This window comes from Stenotrophomonas sp. YJH_SMC_73 (assembly GCF_059370155.1).
The window spans coordinates 85,840-107,237 of sequence record NZ_JCAFTJ010000003.1; the positions used below are offsets into that span (position 1 = coordinate 85,840).

25 protein-coding genes are annotated in these 21,398 nt (G+C 65.8%); 8 read left to right on the plus strand and 17 right to left on the minus strand.

The genetic code is table 11. The features are described 5' to 3' along the window. Positions 1–10: 10 nt before the first annotated feature. Both AC5P8R_RS05660 and AC5P8R_RS05665 read right to left on the minus strand, forming a co-directional pair. Positions 11–433 carry a nuclear transport factor 2 family protein gene (locus tag AC5P8R_RS05660; RefSeq protein WP_014647156.1) on the minus strand — a complete coding sequence of 141 codons (423 nt, stop codon included), beginning with the start codon at positions 431–433 and terminating at the stop codon, positions 11–13. A gap of 116 nt (positions 434–549) precedes the next feature. Next, positions 550–1,113, minus strand: coding sequence for a TetR/AcrR family transcriptional regulator (locus tag AC5P8R_RS05665; protein ID WP_495223074.1), 564 nt, complete (start codon positions 1,111–1,113; stop codon positions 550–552). 168 nt (positions 1,114–1,281) lie between these two features. On the opposite strand from AC5P8R_RS05665, the gene AC5P8R_RS05670 reads away from it, so the two are divergent. Next, complete coding sequence (locus tag AC5P8R_RS05670; RefSeq protein WP_049407332.1) at positions 1,282–2,235, plus strand: alpha/beta fold hydrolase; 954 nt, start codon at positions 1,282–1,284, stop codon at positions 2,233–2,235. Positions 2,236–2,289: 54 nt separating this feature from the next. Here AC5P8R_RS05670 and AC5P8R_RS05675 read toward each other — a convergent pair whose 3' ends face one another. After that, positions 2,290–3,486 (minus strand): ATP-binding protein, encoded by a 1,197-nt coding sequence (locus AC5P8R_RS05675; RefSeq protein ID WP_197639463.1) that lies wholly within the window; start codon positions 3,484–3,486, stop codon positions 2,290–2,292. 54 nt (positions 3,487–3,540) lie between these two features. Further along, the gene (locus AC5P8R_RS05680; protein ID WP_495223075.1) at positions 3,541–4,440 is read right to left on the minus strand and encodes a GlxA family transcriptional regulator; all 900 of its coding nucleotides are present in this window, start codon (positions 4,438–4,440) and stop codon (positions 3,541–3,543) included. A 155-nt stretch (positions 4,441–4,595) separates the two neighbouring features. On the opposite strand from AC5P8R_RS05680, the gene AC5P8R_RS05685 reads away from it, so the two are divergent. After that, complete coding sequence (locus tag AC5P8R_RS05685) at positions 4,596–5,399, plus strand: SDR family NAD(P)-dependent oxidoreductase (RefSeq protein ID WP_075076897.1); 804 nt, start codon at positions 4,596–4,598, stop codon at positions 5,397–5,399. A gap of 59 nt (positions 5,400–5,458) precedes the next feature. Here the strand turns inward: AC5P8R_RS05685 and AC5P8R_RS05690 are convergent, their stop codons facing one another. Continuing rightward, a complete protein-coding gene (locus tag AC5P8R_RS05690; protein WP_495223076.1) occupies positions 5,459–8,104 on the minus strand; it encodes an excinuclease ABC subunit UvrA in 2,646 nt (881 codons plus the stop codon). Between the two features lie 274 nt (positions 8,105–8,378). Here AC5P8R_RS05690 and AC5P8R_RS05695 point away from each other — a divergent pair, with 274 nt between their 5' ends. Further along, a complete protein-coding gene (locus AC5P8R_RS05695; protein WP_014647163.1) occupies positions 8,379–8,633 on the plus strand; it encodes a hypothetical protein in 255 nt (84 codons plus the stop codon). Next, on the plus strand, positions 8,630–9,052 hold the full coding sequence (locus AC5P8R_RS05700; RefSeq protein WP_014647164.1) for a low affinity iron permease family protein: 423 nt from the start codon (positions 8,630–8,632) through the stop codon (positions 9,050–9,052). The genes AC5P8R_RS05695 and AC5P8R_RS05700 overlap by 4 nt, the downstream gene beginning before the upstream one ends. Positions 9,053–9,076: 24 nt before the next feature. Here the strand turns inward: AC5P8R_RS05700 and AC5P8R_RS05705 are convergent, their stop codons facing one another. After that, on the minus strand, positions 9,077–10,570 hold the full coding sequence (locus AC5P8R_RS05705; RefSeq protein WP_495223077.1) for an FAD-dependent oxidoreductase: 1,494 nt from the start codon (positions 10,568–10,570) through the stop codon (positions 9,077–9,079). 225 nt (positions 10,571–10,795) lie between these two features. On the opposite strand from AC5P8R_RS05705, the gene AC5P8R_RS05710 reads away from it, so the two are divergent. After that, positions 10,796–11,026: a hypothetical protein gene (locus AC5P8R_RS05710; protein ID WP_126412214.1), complete on the plus strand. Its 231-nt coding sequence runs from the start codon at positions 10,796–10,798 to the stop codon at positions 11,024–11,026. A 9-nt stretch (positions 11,027–11,035) separates the two neighbouring features. Here the strand turns inward: AC5P8R_RS05710 and AC5P8R_RS05715 are convergent, their stop codons facing one another. The 3 genes from AC5P8R_RS05715 to AC5P8R_RS05725 form a co-directional block, all read right to left on the minus strand. Further along, complete coding sequence (locus tag AC5P8R_RS05715; RefSeq protein ID WP_495223078.1) at positions 11,036–11,485, minus strand: BLUF domain-containing protein; 450 nt, start codon at positions 11,483–11,485, stop codon at positions 11,036–11,038. A 138-nt stretch (positions 11,486–11,623) separates the two neighbouring features. Next, complete coding sequence (gene ligD, locus AC5P8R_RS05720; RefSeq protein WP_495223079.1) at positions 11,624–14,173, minus strand: DNA ligase D; 2,550 nt, start codon at positions 14,171–14,173, stop codon at positions 11,624–11,626. A 13-nt stretch (positions 14,174–14,186) separates the two neighbouring features. Further along, positions 14,187–14,363 (minus strand): DUF3606 domain-containing protein, encoded by a 177-nt coding sequence (locus AC5P8R_RS05725; protein WP_014647169.1) that lies wholly within the window; start codon positions 14,361–14,363, stop codon positions 14,187–14,189. Positions 14,364–14,610: 247 nt separating this feature from the next. On the opposite strand from AC5P8R_RS05725, the gene AC5P8R_RS05730 reads away from it, so the two are divergent. Further along, complete coding sequence (locus tag AC5P8R_RS05730; protein WP_495223080.1) at positions 14,611–15,108, plus strand: YciE/YciF ferroxidase family protein; 498 nt, start codon at positions 14,611–14,613, stop codon at positions 15,106–15,108. Between the two features lie 39 nt (positions 15,109–15,147). Here the strand turns inward: AC5P8R_RS05730 and AC5P8R_RS05735 are convergent, their stop codons facing one another. The 3 genes from AC5P8R_RS05735 to AC5P8R_RS05745 are packed head-to-tail and all read right to left on the minus strand — an operon-like array spanning position 15,148 to position 17,106. Next, positions 15,148–15,882, minus strand: a complete 735-nt coding sequence (locus AC5P8R_RS05735; protein ID WP_142234732.1) for a DNA-formamidopyrimidine glycosylase family protein — start codon at positions 15,880–15,882, stop codon at positions 15,148–15,150. Beyond that, complete coding sequence (locus AC5P8R_RS05740; protein WP_445391663.1) at positions 15,875–16,642, minus strand: DUF72 domain-containing protein; 768 nt, start codon at positions 16,640–16,642, stop codon at positions 15,875–15,877. The genes AC5P8R_RS05735 and AC5P8R_RS05740 overlap by 8 nt, the downstream gene beginning before the upstream one ends. Beyond that, the gene (locus AC5P8R_RS05745) at positions 16,639–17,106 is read right to left on the minus strand and encodes a BLUF domain-containing protein (protein WP_495223081.1); all 468 of its coding nucleotides are present in this window, start codon (positions 17,104–17,106) and stop codon (positions 16,639–16,641) included. The genes AC5P8R_RS05740 and AC5P8R_RS05745 overlap by 4 nt, the downstream gene beginning before the upstream one ends. A 303-nt stretch (positions 17,107–17,409) precedes the next feature. Here AC5P8R_RS05745 and AC5P8R_RS05750 point away from each other — a divergent pair, with 303 nt between their 5' ends. Then, positions 17,410–17,733, plus strand: coding sequence for a KGG domain-containing protein (locus AC5P8R_RS05750; RefSeq protein WP_046430680.1), 324 nt, complete (start codon positions 17,410–17,412; stop codon positions 17,731–17,733). Positions 17,734–17,833: 100 nt separating this feature from the next. Here AC5P8R_RS05750 and AC5P8R_RS05755 read toward each other — a convergent pair whose 3' ends face one another. The 3 genes from AC5P8R_RS05755 to AC5P8R_RS05765 form a co-directional block, all read right to left on the minus strand. After that, a complete protein-coding gene (locus tag AC5P8R_RS05755) occupies positions 17,834–18,742 on the minus strand; it encodes a manganese catalase family protein (RefSeq protein WP_046430681.1) in 909 nt (302 codons plus the stop codon). 36 nt (positions 18,743–18,778) lie between these two features. Then, a complete protein-coding gene (locus AC5P8R_RS05760) occupies positions 18,779–19,300 on the minus strand; it encodes a ferritin-like domain-containing protein (protein WP_495223082.1) in 522 nt (173 codons plus the stop codon). A gap of 159 nt (positions 19,301–19,459) precedes the next feature. Then, entirely contained in the window at positions 19,460–19,804 is a 345-nt protein-coding gene (locus AC5P8R_RS05765; protein ID WP_100450505.1) for a hypothetical protein, read from the minus strand. A 207-nt stretch (positions 19,805–20,011) separates the two neighbouring features. Here AC5P8R_RS05765 and AC5P8R_RS05770 point away from each other — a divergent pair, with 207 nt between their 5' ends. Further along, entirely contained in the window at positions 20,012–20,404 is a 393-nt protein-coding gene (locus AC5P8R_RS05770) for a response regulator (protein WP_014647178.1), read from the plus strand. A gap of 16 nt (positions 20,405–20,420) precedes the next feature. Here AC5P8R_RS05770 and AC5P8R_RS05775 read toward each other — a convergent pair whose 3' ends face one another. Then, the gene (locus tag AC5P8R_RS05775; RefSeq protein WP_495223083.1) at positions 20,421–20,819 is read right to left on the minus strand and encodes a BLUF domain-containing protein; all 399 of its coding nucleotides are present in this window, start codon (positions 20,817–20,819) and stop codon (positions 20,421–20,423) included. A 135-nt stretch (positions 20,820–20,954) separates the two neighbouring features. Then, a complete protein-coding gene (locus tag AC5P8R_RS05780) occupies positions 20,955–21,383 on the minus strand; it encodes a BLUF domain-containing protein (protein ID WP_049439716.1) in 429 nt (142 codons plus the stop codon). Positions 21,384–21,398: the final 15 nt, after the last annotated feature.

The window sequence follows — 21,398 nt, forward strand, 5'->3', positions numbered from 1 at the left end:
TCAGCGGGAATCACATACCCAGTTCCGACAACCCCGGATGATCGTCCGGGCGACGCCCCAACGGCCAATGGAACTTGCGGTCGCTTTCCTTGATCGGCAGGTCGTTGATGCAGGAGAAGCGGCGCTGCATCAGGCCATCCTCTCCGAATTCCCAGTTTTCGTTGCCATAGGAACGGAACCAGTTGCCGGAGTCGTCGTGCCATTCGTACGCGTAGCGGACCGCAATGCGGTTTTCGGTAAAGGCCCAGAGCTCCTTGATCAGGCGGTACTCAAGTTCCTTGTTCCATTTGCGTGCCAGGAACTGCCGGGCTTCCTCCCGGCCATTGGTGAATTCGGCACGGTTACGCCACTGGGTGTCGAGCGAATAGGCAAGCGACACCTTGTCGGCATCGCGGGAATTCCAGCCATCCTCGGCAAGGCGCACCTTCTGCATGGCCGATTCAAGGGTGAACGGAGGAAGTGGCGGACGGGGTTGTTCTGCGGACACGGGGAGACCTCCAATCGAAATGGATATACGGGTTGCTTCAAAGGATCTGGCGTACCCAGGCGCTAACGCTTGGCCTGTTCCAACAACAGCTTCGCGACATCCTTCGCGGTGTCTGCGGCGCTGTAATCACCCATCACACGCGACAGGGTGATGGCGCCTTCCATCAGGATCAGCAGCTGACGGGCCAGGTCCGCCGGCTGCTCCACATCCAGTTGTTCGGTAAGTTCCCGCGTGTAATCGAGCAGCTTCTGCTTGTGATTCCGCGCGATTTCCCGGATCGGATCGGCAGGGTCGCCGACCTCCCCTGCGGTATTGATGAAGGCGCAACCGCGATAGCCCTCGGACTGGAACCAGTTCTTGAGCACGGTGAACATGCCGAGGATGCGTGCTTCCGGGCTGTCCGCCTTCTCGCACTCATCCCGGAACCAGGCGAGCCAGCGCACGTCGCGCGCCTTCAATGCAGCGGCGGCCACGTCGTCCTTGTTCTCGAAGTGGCGGTAGATGCTCTTGCGCGCCACGCCCGAGGTCTTCACCAGCAGGTCCATGCCGGTGGCGTGGATCCCGTTCTGGTAGATCAGGGCCTCGGCCGTGGCCAGGATCTTCTGGTCGGTGGTGAGCTTGCTCATGGCTGTAAGGTAGAACGAGCGTTCTACTCTGTCAACAGGCGATCGCGAGCGATTGGTGTGCGCACATCCATGCAAGACGATCTATCAAGAAATCCGGACACTTCATCACCCGGACGCCTGATTGCAGGCGCAAAGTACGTCTCACCACCCACCCATGAGAGTTTCCGCATGAACACCTTCGCCCGTACCCTGGCCGTTGCCGCCCTCGCCCTCTCGGTCCAGGCCGGCCTGTCCGCGCAGGCCGCCGAACCGGCCAAGCCGGCTCCGGTCACCGCCATCGCGCGCACTGCCAGCTACATCACCACCGCCGACGGCGTGCAGCTGTACTACAAGGACTGGGGCCCGAAGGACGGCCCGGTCGTGACCTTCAGCCATGGCTGGCCGTTGAATTCGGACAGCTGGGAGTCGCAGATGATCTTCCTGGCCAACCATGGCTACCGCGTCATCGCGCATGACCGTCGCGGCCACGGGCGCTCCAGCCAGCCGTGGGACGGCAACGACATGGATCACTACGCCGATGACCTGGCCACGGTGATCAACACACTGGACCTGCACGATGTGACCCTGGTGGGCTTCTCCACCGGTGGTGGCGAAGTGGCGCGCTACATCGGCCGGCATGGCACCGGCCGGGTCAAGAAGGCCGTGCTGATCAGCTCGGTGCCGCCGTTCATGCTGAAGACCGCCGACAACCCCAACGGCCTGCCGATCGAAGTGTTCGATGGCATCCGCAAGGCACAGATGGATAACCGCGCGCAGCTGTACCGGGACATTCCGTCGGGCCCGTTCTATGGCTTCAACCGCCCCGGTGCGAAGGTGTCGCAGGGGCTGATCGATGCGTGGTGGGCGCAGGGCATGCAGGGCGGCCACAAGAACACCTACGATTCGATCGCCGCGTTCTCGGCCACCGATTTCCGCGCCGACCTGAAGAAGTTCGATGTCCCCACCCTGGTGATCCACGGTGACGACGACCAGATCGTGCCGATCGATATCTCTGGCCGCCAGTCAGCGAAACTGATCAAGGGCGCCAGGCTGATTGTCTACCCGGGTGCGCCGCATGGCCTGACCGACACCCACAAGGACAAGGTCAACCAGGACCTGCTGACGTTCCTGCAGGAAAAGTGAGTGGCCAGGGCTCCGGCGCGGTGCCGGAGCCCTTCTGTTGCCTGGCGCCCACCTTCATGGACGCGCCGCGGTCGGCATCTGGAATGTGAACACGGTGCCGTCGCTCTCACTCGACTGCACGTCCAGTGTGCCGCCGTGGGACTTGGCAATTTCCGATGCAATGTAGATGCCCAGGCCAAGCCCTGGCTTGGGCAGCTCGCCCTGCTCACGCGAAAACGGGCTGAAAATCGTCCCCAGCCGCTCAGGCGCAATGCAGCCGGCGTTATGCACATCCAGCGTGAGGCGATGGGATGCGGCATGAACCCTCAGCGTGACTGGGGCGGAGCGCTCGCCGTGCTGGGCTGCGTTGGTCAGCAGGTTGGCCAGCAGCTGCGACAGCCTGCCGGTGTCGCAGACCACGCCACCTTCGATCCGCATCTGGACGTTGATGTCCTGCCGACCGGTAGCGATCGCCACTTCTTCTGCAACCTGTTCAAGCGCCGCCTGCAAGGTGTGGCTTTCCTGGAGCGAGACCGGAATGCCTCCTCCCAGCCGCCCCCTGGCGAAATCAAGCACATCACCGATGAGGCCATCCATCCGGGTGACGCCGGCGGCGATGTGCGCGAGCATCCGCTGCTGGCGCTCGGAAGTTGCCTCAAGTTCCAGTGAATCGGCGGCCACGCTGATGGCCTGCAGCGGGCTGCGGAGGTCATGGCCCAGCACCGCGATGAACTGATCGCGCAGATCGGAAACACGCTGTGCCGTTGAAAGGGCTGTCTCTGCCTCCAGCAGCTGATCCTCTTTGTCGAGGTAGTTGCCAACGAGGTCGGCAAGCAGCTCCATGGATCGTTGGACATGCGCCTCATCGAAGTTGCCCGGCGACGAATCAATGGCACACAGGGTGCCGAAGAAACTGCCATCCGGCCGATGGATCGGCACGGAGGCGTAACTCTCCAGCCCATAGATCCTGGGCGTATGGTGTTTGGAATACAGCGGATGTGCACTGGCGTGCGCGAACACCACGGAGGTCGATGACTGCCTGATCTCGTCACAGAGGGTGGTTTCGAGGACCAGCTGCCCGCCCGGAACGAGCCCGAACCCCAGGGTGTCCAGGGTGGCGCAGGCGGTCCACGTGGTTTCTGTCACCCGGGCAATCGCGGTGAATCTTGAGCCTGTGATATGGGCGACGGTTTCAAGGATGCGCGGCACTGCTTCAATACGGCCGATCTCAGCGATGTCATTCAGCAGGTGGGGATCGGTCAGTGTGTGCATGTAGTGGCAGTCGGGCGCAGTGGTGCATCATCCCATGAATCCAGCCACGAACACTCAGTCCGCCCCGCCCCGTGCGTTGCGCCGCAGCGATTGCGGGGGCTGGCCGAAGGCGCGCAGGAAGGCACGTCGCATGCGTTCGGTATCACCGAAGCCCGTTTCAGTCGCCACTTCATCCATCGTGTAGCGGCTCTGCTCGATCAACACGCGAGCGGCCTCCACCCGCAGGCCCTCCACTGCCTTGGCGGGGGATTGCCCGGTTTCCTCGCGGAACGCGCGACTGAACTGGCGGGTGCTCAGATGCGCGGCCTGCGCCAGTTCTTCAACCGACAAGGTGGCGCGCAGATTGCGGTGTGCAAAGGTCAGCGCGTTCTGGATGCGATCAGACCGGGCATCCAGCTCGAGCAGCACTGAATGCTGGGACTGCCCGCCTCCGCGCCGATGGTAGATCACCAGCTTCCGGGCCACCGCCCTGCACAGATCCGCACCGAAGTCCTGCTCGATCATGCCAAGCGCCAGGTCCAGCCCCGCGCTCATGCCGGCGGAGGTCCAGATCGGGCCATCGGTGATGAAGATGCGGTCTTCCTCCACCTGCGCGGCGGGAAAGCGCTGCCTGAGCGCACGTGCGTGGAACCAGTGCGTAGTGGCGCGGCGCCCGTCCAGCAACCCCGCTTCGCCGAGAAGGAACGCGCCGGTGCACACCGACGCGGTCCTGCGCGTGCGTGCGGCCGCATGACGGATCGGATCGATCAGCGCGCCGCTGGACGGGGCTGGCTCCAGCAGGCCGGCCACGATCATGGTATCCAGCGGCTGCTGCGCAAGCGGCGCTGTCTGCATGGCCATGCCAAGCGAGCTGGGCACCAGCCCGCCCTGTTCGGACAGCATGTGCAGATCGTAAAGGCGCTCGCCTTCGGTGGCATTGGCCAGTTCGAAGGCGGACGCCGCGGCGATCGCCATGGTCTGGAATCCGGCGGGCAGGACAAATCCAACACTGGGCATGACGGTTTTTCAGGGGTGGCCGTAAACGAGGTATATACGACATTTACGACACGTACAAGCCGGCCTAGATTTCCCCTGACCCCGGCGACGTTCGCCGGTTCGGACTGACCTCTGTGAACGACCCTACCCATCACGGCACCGCACTCATCACTGGCGCATCGTCCGGCATCGGGGCGATCTATGCCGATCGCCTGGCCCACGCCGGCCATGACCTGATCCTGGTCGCGCGACGCGCCGACCGCCTGCGCCAACTGGCCGAAGCGCTGGCCCGCAGCACCGGCCGCACGGTGGACATCGTCGCCGCGGACCTGACCATCCCCGACGGGCGTGCCGAAGTTGAAAAGGTCATTCAAGGCCGAGCGGATATCCAGGTGCTGGTCAACAATGCCGGCATCGGCGCTACGGCGCCCCTGCTGCAGTCGGACATCGGCGAGATGGAGCGCATGATCACGCTCAACGTGAACGCCGCGATGCGCCTGGCCTATGCTGCAGCGCCGGTGTTTGTGGCACGTGGCCGGGGCACGATCATCAACATCGCCTCCATCGTCGCGCTGGCACCGGAGCTGCTCAACGGGGTCTACGCGGGAAGCAAGGCGTTCGTGCTGGCGTTCTCGCAGTCGCTCCACCATGAGCTGGCCGACAAGGGCGTGCGCGTCCAGGTCGTCCTGCCGGGTGCTACCGCGACGGACTTCTGGCACCTTTCCGGCCTGCCGGTGGAGCACCTGCCACAGGGCATCGTGATGAGCGCCGAAGACATGGTGGATGCGTCCCTGGCCGGGCTGGCGCAGGGTGAGCTTGTGACCATTCCCGCGCTTCCGGACATCGCTGAGTGGGACGCCTTCGAGCACGCACGCAAGGCGATGGCACCGGGCCTTTCGCTCGCGCAGCCGGCGCCGCGCTATGTGAGCGGCGCCTGATCGGCGAACGGCTTGCAGCTGCCCGGCGTGGTGGAGTGCGATAGCCGGGGATGGCGTCGCTACAGCGCCAGTTCCCTGGCAAGGAACGGCGCCGTCCTGCTGTCCTTGGCGCGGGCCACCTGGCGTGGCGTACCCTTCGCCACGATGGTTCCACCTGCGCCGCCTGCGCCCGGGCCGACGTCAATCACCCAGTCGGCCTGTGCGACAGAGCGCATGTCGTGCTCGATCATCACCACGGTGTTTCCCGCGTCCACCAGCTGCTGCAACTGCACCAGCAGCCTGTCTGCGTCCAACGCATGCAGGCCGGTGGTGGGTTCGTCCAGTACATAGAGCGTGCGGCCGCGTTGGCTGCGCTGCAGCTCGGTCGCCAGCTTGATGCGTTGCGCCTCGCCCCCTGAAAGCTCCGTGGCCGGCTGGCCGAGCCTGAGATAGCCCAGGCCGATCTCCTGCAGCAGCTGCAGCGGCCGCGCGATGGCTTCCTCACCGGCGAAAAATGCCTGTGCCTGGTCGACCGTCATCTGCAGGACTTCGGCAATGTTGCGGCCGTTCCACAACACCTTCAGCGTGGCCTCGTTGTAGCGGGCGCCATGGCAGGCGGGGCATGGCGCATAGACACTGGGCATGAACAGCAGTTCGACGCTTACGAAACCCTCGCCTTCGCAGGTCTCGCACCGGCCCTTGGCTACGTTGAACGAGAAGCGACCTGCATCGAAGCGGCGGCGTCGCGCGTCGGGGGTCGCGGCGAACAGCTTGCGGACGTGATCGAACAGGCCGGTATAGGTGGCCAGGTTGGAGCGTGGCGTGCGGCCGATCGGTTTCTGGTCCACCTGCACCACGCGCTGGATGGCATCCACGGCTCCGGCAAGCTGGCCCCGCGTCGCTTCGATCACGGTTGGCCCGTCCTCGGGCGTACTGTCGGCGCTGTCGTCCACGGGCTCGTGCCCCAGGTGCAGCAGCATCAGCTCGGGCAGCGCCTGCGCCATCAGGCTGGACTTGCCCGATCCGGAAATGCCGGTCACTGCGGTCAGCACTCCCAGCGGCAGCTGCGCGTCCACGCCCTGCAGGTTGTGGCGGTGGATGCCCTTCAGCTCCAGCCAGCGGTCGGCGCTGCGTTGCCGGCTGGCAGGCGCAGGCACCTGGTCGAACAGGTACCGCGCGGTGCGCGAGTCCTCGATGCGGCGCAGGCCGTCGGGCTCGCCACTGTAGAGAACGCGCCCGCCGTGCTCGCCCGCTTGCGGTCCCACGTCCACCAGCCACTGTGCACGTCGCATCAGCTCCAGATCGTGTTCAACGACGAACACCGAGTTGCCGCCATCGCGCAGCCGGTCCAGCGCGTCGTACAGCGCCTGGCTGTCGGCCGGATGCAGGCCGGCCGAGGGCTCATCGAGCACGTACAGCACACCAAACAGCAACGAGCTGAGCTGTGTGGCCAGCCGCAGGCGCTGCAGTTCGCCGGCCGACAGCGTGGGCGTGGCGCGATCCAGCGAGAGATACCCCAGGCCCAGCTCGCGCAGCTGCCGTACCCGCGCCATGACCCCACCCGCCAGTCGCTGCGCGGCCAGGCGTTTTTCCTCCGACAGGGCCGAGGTCAGCCGCACATCGGGCGCGCCTTCGTGGGTCGCACGGCCAGTGGCTGCCCGCTTGGCGCGATCGCGGGGCGTCGCACTCCTGCGGGTGCGTGCGCCGTGGCTGTGTGCACTGAAGTCACCCTGCGCGATGGGCTCGAGCAGCCCGGCCAGTTGATCCAGCGGCAGCCGCATGAATTCACCGATGTCCACACCGGCAAAGGTGACCGAAAGCGCTTCGGGCTTCAGTCGCTTGCCCTGGCAGGCGGGGCACAGCTTGCCTTCCATGTAGCGCGAGACACGCTTGCGCATCAGCGCGCTCTGAGTGTTGGCGAAGGTGTGCAGCACGTAGCGGCGGGCGCCGGTGTAGGTGCCCATGTAACTGGGCTCCAGCTTGCGCTTGAGTGCGGCACGCGTCTCGGCAGGCGTGAAGCCGGCATAGACGGGCACGGTCGGCGTGTCCTCGGTGAACAGGATCCACTCCCGGTCCTTCTTCGGCAGCTTCTTCCACGGCACGTCGATGTCGTAGCCCAGGGTGACCAGGATGTCGCGCAGGTTCTGGCCATGCCAGGCCGGCGGCCAGGAGGCGATGGCGCGCTCGCGGATGCTCAGCGACGGGTCCGGCACCATCAGCGCTTCGGTCACTTCGTAGACGTGGCCCAGCCCATGGCAGGTGCTGCAGGCCCCCTGCGGCGTATTGGGCGAGAAGTCCTCGGCGTACAGCATGGGCTGGTGGGCCGGGTACGCGCCTGCACGCGAATACATCATGCGTACCAGGCTGGACAGCGTGGTCACGCTGCCCACCGATGAACGTGCGTTGCTGGCACCGCGCTGCTGCTGCAGGGCCACCGCCGGCGGCAGGCCGTCGATGGCATCCACGTCGGGCACGCCCGCCTGGTCGATCAGGCGGCGCGCATACGGTGCGACGGATTCGAAGTAGCGCCGCTGGGCCTCGGCGAAGACCGTGCCGAACGCCAGCGAGGATTTGCCCGAACCCGATACCCCGGAGAACACCACCAGCGCATTGCGTGGAATGGAGACGTCGACGTTCTTCAGGTTGTGCTCGCGTGCGCCGCGGACCTCGATGCAGCCGCTGGCCGCGGCTGCGCATGACGACTCGCCAAAAGGGGTGTTGGACATCTTCGCGATCCTGCTGCCAATGAGTGGAATACATGCATGCGCACACGGGCGGCTATTGTCGCTGCTGCAGGGTGAATGGAGTGAGGGGATGTTGATTGCGTGCAGCGTCGGAACACCAGGTGGCCGACGCCAACCGCGCCACGCGGCTGATTGTTAACCTGCATTGGCTGAAGGCTTGACGCCACGTTGCCGCACCCTTGATGCAGCCGCTCACAGTGCGGCTCCTATGCTGGGCCTGCCACTACGGCAGTGGGACCCAACCTGGAGATTCACCATGCAACGCGATCAGAAAGACCTGCCCCACCCGGACCCGGAAGCACAGCGCACCGATCCGGTCAGCCCGCTTCAGGCCAAGCTGCATAACCATCGCAATCATGAAGAGGCGTTGCAGGAGACGTTCCCGGCCAGTGACCCGATCTCGCCCTTCGTCGCAGCCCCGACGCCCGACGAGCAGGCCGCGCGCCTGGGTGAGCGGGTCAAACTGCCAGACCGCGAAACGGATGAGGAGGCCGGTGGAGGTGAGCAGTGATCCGGCGCGGCTTTGCACGCGTCGCGGCGGCCACGGCGCGGTTGTCCGGCAGTCTTGGGGCATTCGTCGCGGCACTGGGGGTGATCATTGCCTGGGCCGCCAGCGGCCCGGCCTTCCACTTCAATGACACCTGGCAGCTGGTGGTGAACACCGGCACCACCATCGTGACGTTCCTGATGGTATTCCTGATCCAGCATACCCAGAACGCTGACACCGCTGCGCTGCACATCAAGCTGGACGAGCTGATCCGGGTCAGCAAGGACGCCAACCAGGAGCTGCTGAACCTGGAATCGATGGAGCCGGCCCATCTTGAAGAGATACGCCAGCGCTACGAGGCACTGGCGAAGACCGCTGCAGACATCAAGTCCAAGAAGGAGCGCTGCATGCCCTGCGAAGCGGACGCAACCGCCGAAGCCTGAGGTCACCGCTGCGGCGGCGGCGGCCTACAGCGCCGCCGGTGTGAGGCCCTGCCTGGCGGGGCCCTCCAGCAGGGCCCCGGTGGCGGAAAAGCGGCTGCCGTGGCACGGGCAGTCCCATGTGCGTTCATGGCCATTCCATTGGACGACGCACTTGAGGTGCGGGCACAGCGCCGACATTGCGTGCAGCTGGCCATCATCATCGCGGTAGATCGCGGTGCGCTCTCCGCCCACGTCCAGCAGCGCACCGCACCCGCGGCCCAGCTCGCTGGGAGCGCGCGACCCCGCGGTTTCAAGGCGATCGCCCACCATGTGCCGCGCAACCGTGGCGTTGGTGCGGGCCCAGCCTGCAGCCGAGCGCAGCGGAGTAAAGCGCATGGGGCTGAGCAGCTGCTCGATCTCGCTGGTCGTTCCCGTGATTCCCTCCGTGATCGCGCGCGCGGCCACGCCCGCCCAGGTCAATCCATCCGGCCCATAGCCGGTAGCGACCCATACATTGTCGTGCGCGCTGCTGCCGATGTAGGGCAGCTGATCCGCGGCCCGGAACTGCTGCGCGGACCAGCACAGCGGCTCGCCCTGCACGCTGAAGTTGCGACGCGCGTCGGCGACCAGATGCTGGGCCGGATCCATCGCCGGGGTTTCGCCAGTGCGATGTGTCTCCCCGACCAGCACCAGCCAGTCGCGGCCATCAGCGCCATGCACCCCGCGCAGCGAGCGGTGCCGGTCGGCGATCCAGTGAATGCCTGCCGCTGGCGGATTGGCCACCGGTACCGCTACGCCGTATTCGCGGTACACCTCCATTTCGGCCTGCACCAGGTTGAATCCTGCTGGCGAGTGGGTGGCCAGCACAAAGTGCCTGGCATGAATGCGGGCACCAGGGGCCGTCGCCACTCCGGCTGAAGCCTCGATGCGGGTGATCCGGGTCCAGTCGTGGATGCGCACGCGGCCCACCAGATGACGGGCCAGTTCCCTGCAGAACGCCGCCGGATGCAACTGCGCCTGGTCGGGAACGCGGAAAGCGTGGGCCAAGGTGAACGGCAGCCCGGATTGGCGGTGCTCGCAATGCAGGCCAACGCGTTGGTAGGCCTGCAGCTCGCGTTCGAACTGCGCCGTGGCCTCGCGCGAACGCTCCTGCACGCCGTACTGCATGGCCACGCGCTCGAAGCCACAGTGCAGATCGTAGCGGTGGACCAGTGTTTCGATGGAACGCAGCGCGTGTTGCCGCCACTGCACGACACGACGTGCCGTGTCACCGCCCCAACGCGCGATCAGGTCTGCCATCCGGGACACGGGAGCGTAAAGATTGCCGGTTGACATCACCGTGTTGCGCCCGCCGATGGGGCCGGCATCCACCACCACCACATCCAGGCCGCTGTCGGCCAAGCGGGCGGCGGTCAACAGGCCGGTCATGCCTGCACCGACCACGAGCACGTCCGCGCGCGTGGCCCCGACGAGAGGGCGGAAGCCGTGCGGATCGGAGTCAGCTGACCATAAGCTGGCGCGCGGGGACGGGTCGGCCATGAAAAGGATCCTTGCAGGTTCATCGGAGAGCCTTCCCTGATACGCCCTGCCGGGTGAAACGACGGTGGCGTGCCCGTGCAGGAAATCCTCACGTGCGTGGCAGTGCCGCGGTGAGGATCAAGACGGGGTGAGTGCCGCATGGACACGATGCCTGCGTCGCCTGTGCGAACCGCGACCCTCTGCTTGCAGCGTGGTTGCTAGCTTGGCTGCATGGAGGGCCAGGCAGTGAGCACGCACCTGGAAATCGACCTGATGATCGCGCAACTGGAGGAAATGCTGCCCACCTGGGCGGCGTTCTATCCCGAGCCGCAGTTCATCCGCATGCTCGCCGAGGCGCTGGACTACATCGCTGCCAGTGCTGACCCGGATGCCCGCCTGTACTGCGTGATGCGCACCGGGCACCTCGATTCGTGTAGCGGCGAGATCCCCTGGGCGGCGCGGTATGGAGACCGCTAGGCCGATCGATCACGCCGCGACGGCATAGGGTTCCACCAACCTGGCAAGGACATCCATCGCCGTCTCGGTTGGTGCATCGTCACCGGTCCGCTGGGCGAACCCTGACCAGTCCGCGCGGGCAAGACTCTTCAACTGCTCGGGTTGCGTCGGCAGCCAGCGCATCGGCCAGAACGGGAGACGCCGGTTGCCTACCCTGCCGCGCTGCAGTTCGATCAGTCCCGTGTGGCTTGTAGCACCGAGTACCCGCGAGTACGCCACGCTCAAGCCATCTTCGGGCCCCTCCATGTACTGCAGGAAACGGGCGCCATCGAACAGCAGTACGCCGGTAACGCCGGCATTCCGGTTGAAGCGGGAGGCATCATCGACCAGGTCGTCCAGCTTCCCGCTGCGCAGGCCCAAAGGATCACCCGCAACGGCCGGGCCCGCTTCACTTATGTATGCGACTGCCCTGATCGGCATTGGCTGCTCCTGTAGCGAATCCCCCCAGATTCCGTATCGCAAGCATAGGCCAACCGCGCCGACGATATGTTCCGGCCCTGTGTATTCTGCGAATCAGTTGGGTTCGGGCTGACAGACGGTACGCAGCACGGGCCTGGCCTACGGGTCTGCCCGGGCCCATCGGGCGAGATTCTGCTTCACTTCCGCGATGCCGGCCCAAGGGTCCTTGCGGCGACGTCTGAGCTTTGCGGGCACGTCCTTGATCGTGAAGGCGTCGGCGCGCTTGAGTTTCGCCAGATCACCCCAGGCGATCGGCAGTGCCACCGGTGCGCCCGGCCGGGCGCGCAACGAATAGGACGCGACCGCCGTTGCACCGCGCCCATTGCGCAGATAGTCGACGAAGATCCGCTTGTTGCGCAGGCTCTTGGTGGCGGTTGCCAGGAACCGCTGCGGTTCGGACTGTGCCAATGCATCGGCGAAACCCTTCGCAAAACGCTTGGTCAGGTCCCAATCGCACCCTGGGTTGAGCGGCACGACCACGTGCAGGCCCTTGCCGCCAGAGACTCGCAGGAACGATTCCAGCTCCAGCTGCGCCAGCAGTTTCCGGATGTCGGTTGCCGCTTTCTTGACTTCGGCAAAGGGCACATCCGGTCCGGGATCCAGATCGAACACCACCCGGTCGGCCCTGTCGGGCGCCTCGGCGTGGCTGCCCCAAGGGTGGAACTCCAACGCGTTGAACTGCACCAGTTCCAGCAGGCTGGCTGCGTCCCGCACCACCAGGTAATGGGCGTTGATGCCGCTTTCCTCCTTCAGCCTTACCGAATCGACCAGCGCCAGCCCGGCCGTATGGTGTTTCTGGAAGAAGCAGGGCTTTGCGGTGCCACTGGGGCAGCGGATGATCGACAGCGGACGATCCACCACCTCGGGCAGGAGGTGCTCCATCACTGCTGCGTAGTAATCCCACACGTCCTGCTTGGTGTAGCCGTCGCCGGGAAACAGGATCTTGCCTGGGGACGACAGCACGGGGGGCGCGCGATCCGTTGCCGGCGCCCTTTCCACCCGGCGCCCACGCCGCGCGGGCGCTTGCGACCGCGCGGCGGCCGGGGCCGCTCCGGCGCGATCGGAATCGGCGAGGTCGGCGATATCCTTGTCCGCCCGCACCGCCTTCAGCGACGCCTGGCGCAACAGTTGCTGCCCACCGATTCCGCGGTAGAAGACCTCCACCACGAAACGCGGTTCGAACCAGGTCGCAGCGCGCAGATCGGTGTCCTGCGTGGGCACGTACGCGGTTGGCTTGCGGCCGCCGCCGCCCTTGATGCGCTTGCTGATGTCGCCAATCAGTTCATCCGAGAACCCGGACCCGACGCGCCCTGCGTAGAGCCAGCCATGCGTTGCGTCTGGCCGGGCCAGCAGCAGCGAACCAAAGCCGGTGCGGCTGCCTTTGGGTGCGGTGTAGCCCACCACCGCGAACTCGTCGCTGGCCAGCTGCTTCGTCTTGCGCCAGTCCTCGCTGCGGCCGCTGTGGTAGCTGCGATCGGCGCGCTTGGAAATGATGCCCTCGAAGTGCTGCTCACCGGCCAGACGATAGGCCTGGTCGCCATCCCCCTGTACATGCGAACTGAAGGCCAATGGGCTGCCCTGCCCCTCCAGCACCGATTGCAGCAGGGTCTTGCGCTCAAGCAGGGGCGCATCGGCCACATCCACGCCATCAAGATGCAGCAGATCGAACAGCGCATACGTCAGGACGCCTTGCTTCTCGCCGGAAAGCGTGGCCTGCAGCAGGTTGAAGTCTTCCTTGGTGCCGGCGCCGGCGATCAGCTCGCCGTCCAGTGCCGCCGAAGTCAGGCCCAGGGCCGCGATCGCATCACGTATTTCGGGAAGTTTGGCGGTCCATTCCAGCGCGTTCCGTGACCACAGCTGCACGTTGCCCTCAGCCACCGTAGCAAGGATGCGGTACCCGTCCCATTTGATCTCATGCACCCACTGCCCGCCCTGGGGCGGCGCTTCGCCCAGCTTGGCCAACTGCGGCTCAAACGGCCCGGACGGCGCTGCCGCCCTTTTCGCCTTGCTGAGCGCCAGGGCCTTCTTCGCCCAGTTCTTTCGCCGGGCGCGTCTGGCAGGTACCGCCGTCAGCCGCTTCTTCGCGGCCTTGCCAGCGCCGGCACGCTTCAGATCCTCCGGTGGCGCTTCAGCGACGTCCCCCAGCAGATCGTCTGCCTCGATATCGCTGGCAAATTCGTCGTCGTCCTTGAACAGCAGCCACTGTGGCTGGCGCGCGGGCTTTCCCGACCGGACCAGATGCCAGCCGCCTATCAACTTGGTACCGAACAGCTCGAAGCGCAGATGGCCCTTGGCGAGCTGGGCTTCCGGATCGCCCTGCGTGGCCCATACACCGTGGTCAAACTGGGCGACATGGCCGCCGCCGTACTGGCCCTTGGGAATATCACCCTCGAACGCCGCGTAGTCCACCGGGTGGTCTTCCACTTCCACCGCCATGCGCTTGACCTTCGGGTCGTAACTGGGGCCTTTGGGCACCGCCCAGCTCTTCAGCGCATCGCCAACCTGCAGGCGGAAGTCATAGTGCCTGCGGCTGGCATGATGCAGCTGCACCACGAAAATGGCGCGCTGGCCTTTCGGCAGCGCCTTGCCCGGCTCGGGCTCCTTGGTCTGGTCAAAACGACGCTTGCGGCGATACTCGACCAGGGACATGGCCGGCTCCGCGCTATTTGCCCAGGTGCTTCCGGACAGCAACCGCCGTGGGCCCGACTGCCGCGACGGCCGCGCGAAGTTCGTCGGCGGACACGCCCAGCGTCGTGGTCCAGTACCGCAGTTCGTAATCCTCATTGACGTTGATGCGGTCCCGGTCCGGGCTGCCGGCGTTGTTCTTGTCATCGCTCATGGGAGTCTCCAGCGTGATCGGGGGTGAACTGACCGTACCGGCCACTCCATGGGCACGGAGCGATGCCACTGTGAAGCCATGGCGAAGGCCGCCGGCACGGCGTCCTGCCGATGCGCGAAAGACGCTGCTTCGTGAAGGCAGCGCGCAGGGTCCGCGTGGGAATTCACATGCCGCCTTCACTCCTTCCCCGCCTGATCGCAACCGGACGGGACCTACTCTGGGCACTCCATTCACAGCGGAGCCCAGCATGGCTATCAAGACGGCGGAAGATCTGTTCATCCACGAGCTCTCGGACATCTACAGCGCCGAGAAGCAGCTGACCAAGGCGCTTCCGCGCCTGGCCCGTGCGGCCGAGAATCCGGATCTGGCCGCAGCGTTCGAAACGCACCTGGAAGAAACCCAGGGGCAGATCGAACGCATCGACCAGGTGGTCGAGGTGCTCGGCATCCGCCTGAAGCGCATCAAGTGCGCGGCGATGGAAGGCCTGGTCGAGGAAGGCAAGGAGGTGATCGACAGCATCGACAAGGGGCCGGTGCGCGACGCTGCCCTGATCGGTGGCGCGCAGAAGGTCGAGCATTACGAAATTGCCTCCTACGGCACCATCGCCGCGCTGGCCAAGCAGCTGGGCTACAAGGACGCCCTGCCGTTGCTGCTGGAGACGCTGGAGGAAGAAAAGGCGACCGATGAGAAGCTGACCCTGCTGGCCAAGGGCGGCGGCAACGCCAAGGCCACGCAGTCCGCCTGAGTCGAATCGCATGCCTCCCGGCCGCCATGGAAGGCGGCCTCAGGGTGGGTAGAGCACCTGATCGTTTGGGCAGAAGAACGTGCGTCGCCGCGTCGTACCCATGTACAGCTTGCTGATCGGGCCACCGCAGAGCGGGCACACCTTTCGCGTATGCACCTGCCAGTGCTTCTTCAATTCGAAGCGCCGTTTCCATTCCATGAAGTCGAAGCTGTAGGCACGGGCCTGGTTGATCAGGGCGGTGAGCTTGCGCGGTGGCAGGTCGCCCAGTCGCGTGGCCGGATGCACGCGGATGCGGAACAGCACCTCGTTCTTGATGATATTGCCGACGCCCGCGAAGATCGTCTGGTCCAGAAGCGCATCACAGACCAGGGTGTCCGGCAGTGCCTTCACCTTGCGCCGGGCCAGCTTTGGATCCCAGGCGTCGTTCATCACGTCCGCCCGCCAGTCGTAGACGTCGTCCAACGGCTGGTCGATCAGCCGGACGGAACACGCGTAGAAATTCAGTTCCCCGTTGTCGAATGCCAGCGACACCCGTGCAGGAGCTGGCTTCCGTTCGTCGATGCGCCAGCTGCCGAACATCATCAGATGGATGCGCAGCGTGTGGTGGCTGAACTCCAGCAGGAAGTGCTTGCCCCAGCTGCGAACCGCCTTGACCCTGCGTCCCTGCAGCGGTGACAGGTCGATGCGGCTGTTGCCGGAGACGCCGCGCACGACGTGACCCTTGAAGCGGCTGGCGGCTTCGCGCAGCAGGACAATGGACGGGCCCTCAGGCATGCGCGTTCTCCTGCAGCAGTGCCTGCAGGTGCAGGGCGTTGCCGGTCGCGTGGCCCAGCGCGGTGTTGTCCAGTACGCACCAGGCGCGGCGCTGCGCAGCGGCTTCACGCTGCAGGTGCTGGGCCAGCGCCGCCAGCGCCTGTTCGCTGTAGGGGCTGCGATAGATCTGCGGCTGCCCGTGCCAGCGCCAGTAGCTCCACGTGCGGTCACCGCCCGGGACAGCTGCTGCCGGTACCCGGGCCGGGTCAGCCGCGACCCGTGCGATGCCATGGTCGCTCAGCAGCGTATCGACGTCTGCAGTGAACCAACTGGGGTGGCGCGGTTCGCAGGCGACATCAACCGAGGTGCGTGCGCGCAGTCCGTGCAGGAATGCCTTTACGGTTGCCGGCTCATACGCCAGGCTGGGCGGCAGCTGGAGCAGCAGCGGCCCCAGCCTGTCCCCCAGCGCGATCACGCCATCAAGGAACAGCGCCAGCGGCTGCATCGCGTCGCGCAGCCGGCGTTCATGGCTGATCACGCGCGGCAGTTTCACCGCGAAGCGGAAACCCGCGGGCACGCTCGCCGCCCACCGGGCGTAGGTCGCCGCCTGGTGGGGGCGGTAGAACGAGGAATTGATCTCGACCATCGGCAGGCGGGTGGCATAGCGCTGCAGTACGCTGTCGCCTGCGCCGAACGCCGCCTGCGCCGCGCGGGACAGCGACCAGCCTGCGCAGCCGATGCGTACCTGTCCTGGCGTGCCCGGGGCGTTGGCTGCGCTCATCGTGCCACCGGTCCGTCCGGCTCCAGCAACCGGCCATCGCCGGCGCCTGGCGGCGCCTGCGCCACCGATTGCAGTCGATCAAGCGCACTGGTGCCAGGAGCGAGCGTGGAGGCGCTGCGCACGAAGCCGGTCCAGTCGGAGATCGCGATCTTTCCCAGCGCCAGCTCATCCACGCGCACGCTGTGCATGCGCCAGTGCGGGAACTGACGCCGCCCCACCCTGCCCCGGTTGAGTTCGACCAGACCGTTGTGGCTGCCGGCCGCCAGGATGCGGGTGTACGCCGCACTGACGCCGGCCTCCGGGCCTTCGAGGTATTGCAGGAAGCGCGTGCCGTCGAACAGGAGGACGCCGGTCACATCAACCGACTCGTTGAACAGCATCGCGTCCGCGACAAGCTGCTGCAGCCGTTCTGCAGTCAGGTTTCGGGTGGCTTCACTTACATATGCAATGGCACGAAGAGGCATGACAGCACCGGGTTGTTGCAGATGGCTCTACCTTAGCGGTGCGGATCAAACGCGCGGTGACACCGGCGTGGTGGCGGCGTTGAACCTGTACGTACCGACGCCGCGCTGCGTTGACACCCGGCTCGAGCACCACGACCGGCATGCCGTGTCTTCCGCCGATGGATTTGCTTTCGTGGAGAATGCATGAGGAAGCGCGTGCCTGCGCATGACATCACGTTGGCGGTGGTGCCACCGCCGTCTAGCGGCGGATCTGGAAGATGGTCGCTGCCGCCAATCGGGCGGCTCACTCCAAGGAGACTTTCCATGGCCAACCAGAACCAGAACCAGGGCAGCAGCAACCGCGGCTTCGCTTCGATGGACGAAGACAAGCAGCGGGAGATCGCCGCCAAGGGCGGCCGCGCCGCGCATGAGTCGGGCAACGCCCATGAATTCAGCTCTGAAGAAGCGCGCGAAGCCGGTCGCAAGGGCGGCGAAGCGGTGAGCCAGGATCGCCAGCACATGGCCGACATCGGCCGCGAAGGCGGCCAGAACAGCCATGGCGGCGGCAACCAGGGTGGCAACCAGGGCGGTCGGCAGCAGCAGCAGGAACGTGGTGGCAACAACAACCGCGGTGGCCAGCAGCGTTGATCGAGACTGACCGGTTGCACCCCATGTGGGCGGACAGCGTGTCCGCCCACTTTTTTTCACGCGAAACGTGGGGCGGAGGCCCGCCCCGGCCTGTCCCGCGTCAAGGCTCCCGTGGCGGCAGGTCGAGCGCACCGGCGCCCGGCCCGGCGCCCAGTTCGGCACCGGTTGTCGGCCGTGCTTCGGGATCGGAAAGCGTTCGCAGGGTCATGGCCTGCACCGCCGCCTGCTCGCGTGGGTCCAGGCCCACCGTGGCGCTGCCGTCACCGCCGTCCACAGCGGCCTGGGCCTCGCGGTCGCTGACCCGCTCCCACAGCTCGCCGCTGTTCCAGCTGCCCAGCAGGTCATCGGCGCCGTCGCCCTGCGACATGTCCATGTACAGGTCGGTAAAGGCGGGGTCACCCGGCTGCTTGCCCGGTGGGAAGTTGGGCTGGATGCTGTGCAATGCCTTTTCGAAGGACTTCTGGTGGGCGATTTCGCGCGTCATCAGGAAGCGCAGTGCGTCCTTGATGCCTGGATCATCGGTCACCGTGATCAGTCGTTCGTAGACCAGCTTGGCGCGGGCTTCGGCGGCGATGTTCGAGCGCAGGTCGGCGGTGGGCTCCCCGATCGAATCAACGTAGGCCGCCGTCCACGGCACCCCGCTGGAATTGACCAGCGCCGGGCCGCCCCCATACAGGATCTGTTCGGTATGGCTGGTGCTGTTCTGGCCCAGCAGGCGCATGTCCTCGGCTTCGGCAAGACCCTCGGACTGGATGGCCTTCGGGCCGCGGTTGAGCATGGCGATGATGGTGCCGATGATCTCCAGGTGGCTGATCTCTTCGGTGGCAATGTCCATCAGCAGGTCCTTGCGGCCCGGATCGCATTCACCGAGTCCCTGGGTGAAGTAACGCATTGCAGCCGCCAGTTCGCCTTGGGGGCCGCCAAACTGTTCCAGCATGAGGCTGGCAAGCTGCGGGTTGGATTCGCGCACGCGCACGGTGTACATCAGCTTCCTGTGGTGGAAGAACATGGGACTGTCTCCTGTGTATGGCAGGCGGGATCGGGATCAACGCTTGGCTTGGGCGCCAGGCGTTTCGTCACGGTTGAGGAAGGCGCCGACCAGGCTGTCCTGGTGCTCTTCCAGCCAGCGCGCCATGGCGATCTCTTCCTGCAGGATCTGGCCGCACACGGCCGCGATATCCGGCGCAGCGGCCCGCTCGGCCGCGATCACCAGTGCCCGGTAGGTGGCGATCTCGGCGTTCTCGAAGCCAAAGGAGATGCCGATGCTCTTGACGACCTCGTCCTCCATCAGGGTGTTGCCGGCGGCGTGGATCGCTGCGGTCATGCTCGCGAACAGCCCCTTGGCGGTGGGCACGCTTCCGCCGAGCGCTTCAATGCACTCGCGCAGGGAGGCGGCCTGCTGCTGCGTCTCCAGCACGTGCTGGCCGATGCGTGCGGCAAGATGGGGATAGTTCTGGATGCGCGAAGCCATGGCCTTCATCATGGTCTCCGCCTCCTGCTCCATGGCGTAGGCATCCTGCAGCCATTTCAGCAGGCGCTCGCTGCGGACGGTGTTCTGGTCTGCCATCACGGTCTCCGGTAGTGGGGCGACATGCCTCCGGAGACCATGGTGGCGAGGCAGCAATCACTGCCTCGTCGGCCGGCGTGAGCCGACGGGCGTGCGCGCTGCACCTGGCGCTGATGCGGTCATAACATCCGCGGGTGACTGGCAACGCCGACCGTACGGTCAGGCGGGCATCGCGCCGGACACTACAGCGCTGCCGGCGTCGCGACGGGGGCTTGCTGCGGGTGCGCGCGCGCCTGCGGACGCCTTCAACGCCTGGATCACCCGGTGCTGCGCACGGTGCGCGCCACCTTCCACGCCCACGACGTAGACAAAGCGGCCATCGAACTTGGCCTGGGCACCCTCCAGCACGTCATCCTCCTGCAGGGCGCGCTTGAGCGACTTCATCCATGCCCGTTCGGGGGTGCGATCCAGCTCCACGACGATCGCAGCGCCGCCGCAATCCAGGGACATGCACTCCACGCGCAATGCGCAGGGGGCGGTGGGGTCGGTGGCGGATCGAGGCATGGTCATGGCTCCAGTGCTGGGGGACGGCGGCAGTATCCATGGCCGCCGCCAACGCGCCGTCAAAAAAGGCGCACCGCCTTCCACGCCGCATCTACGGCATGGACCACCTGCGCGGGGCGGCTTCGCGCTGGGCTGACACGGCCCACGCGCGCCGTTGATGCAATACAGCACACACTGCAGTTCCCAAGGCAACACAGGCATGCGCGCATGCAATCGGAAATGGACCAGCGCAGGTGCAACCTGCTGCTGGTTGAAGACCAGCTCGACCTGGCTGCACTGATGGAACAGGCGCTGGAAGACGGCGGCGGCCGGGTGACCCACGCCTACAGCGTGTTCGATGCGCTGGGGCTGCTGGATACGCAACGTTTCGATGGCGCGGTTCTGGATGTGGAGCTCCGCGATGGCGTGGTGTTCCCGGTGGCCGATCGACTGGCGGAACTCGGCATTCCCTACCTGTTCGTCTCTGCGGTCTATGACCAGCTGGTGCCGCTGCGCCACCGCCGCGCAACCTTCGTGGCCAAGCCGTTCCACATCGACCAGTTGCAGGAAGCCGTCCAGCAGGTCGTGGGAGACGCCTGCGCGCCCCCTGCCACGCATTGAGCGGCAGACGCCGGGATTACGCCAGGTGTGGGGCTACCACCTGGCCCAGCTGGCGCAGCGCACCACCGCGGGAGAGCCCGCTCCAGTTGCCACGAGCGACGCTGCGGATGTCGGCAGGGTCGGTCCAGAGCAGCCGCATCGACCAATAGGGAAAGAACCGGCCGGACACCCTGCCCCGGCCCAGCTCAAGCAGTTCGCAATGGCTGCGGGCACCGCGGATACGGCTGTACACCACGTTGATGCTGTCTTCCGGTCGCTCGATGTACTGGAGGAAGCGGTGCCCATCGTAAAGAAGCACACCCGTCACGCCTGCTTCGAAGTTGAAGCGGGCAGCGGCCCTGGCGAGGTCGTCCACAGGGTCCATGGAAAGCCCCGGTATCGCCTCACTTGCGTAAGCGATTGCGCGGAGGGGCACGTTGATTCCTTCTGACGCAGGAAGTGTGCTGCCCTTCCATGATGCTGCCCTTGCCGTAGAGCCAAATGAGGCGGTTCACAACCTGCCTCGCTCCATCCTCTCCCCTGCGGCACACTGCAGTAACAGGTTTCCGGCTCAGGCGGCCTTTGCGTAGGGCTCGACAATCAGCAGCAGCTTGTCCATCGCCGTGGCATCGGCCTGTCCGGTCGCTGCCCGCTGGATGAAGCTGGTCCAGTCGGCACAGGCGATCTCGCGCAGCTCATCTGCAGTGACGGACAGGCAACGCATGGGCCAGAACGGCAGCCGCCGCTGGCCGACACGCCCCCGCGCAAGTTCGATCAGGTGGATGTGACTGCTGGCGCCGGTGACACGGGAGAAGGCCACATCCAGTCCATCGGCAGGGCCCTCCATGTACTGCAGGAAGCGTTCGCCGTCGAACAGCAGCACCCCGGTCACCCCTGCGCCCCGATTGAAGCGCGCGGCATCGTCCATCAGCGCTTTCAGACGTTCCGGCGAGAATCCACTGACGGCCTCGCTGACGTAGGCGATGGCTCGATTCGGCATGGTGCCACTCCTGCT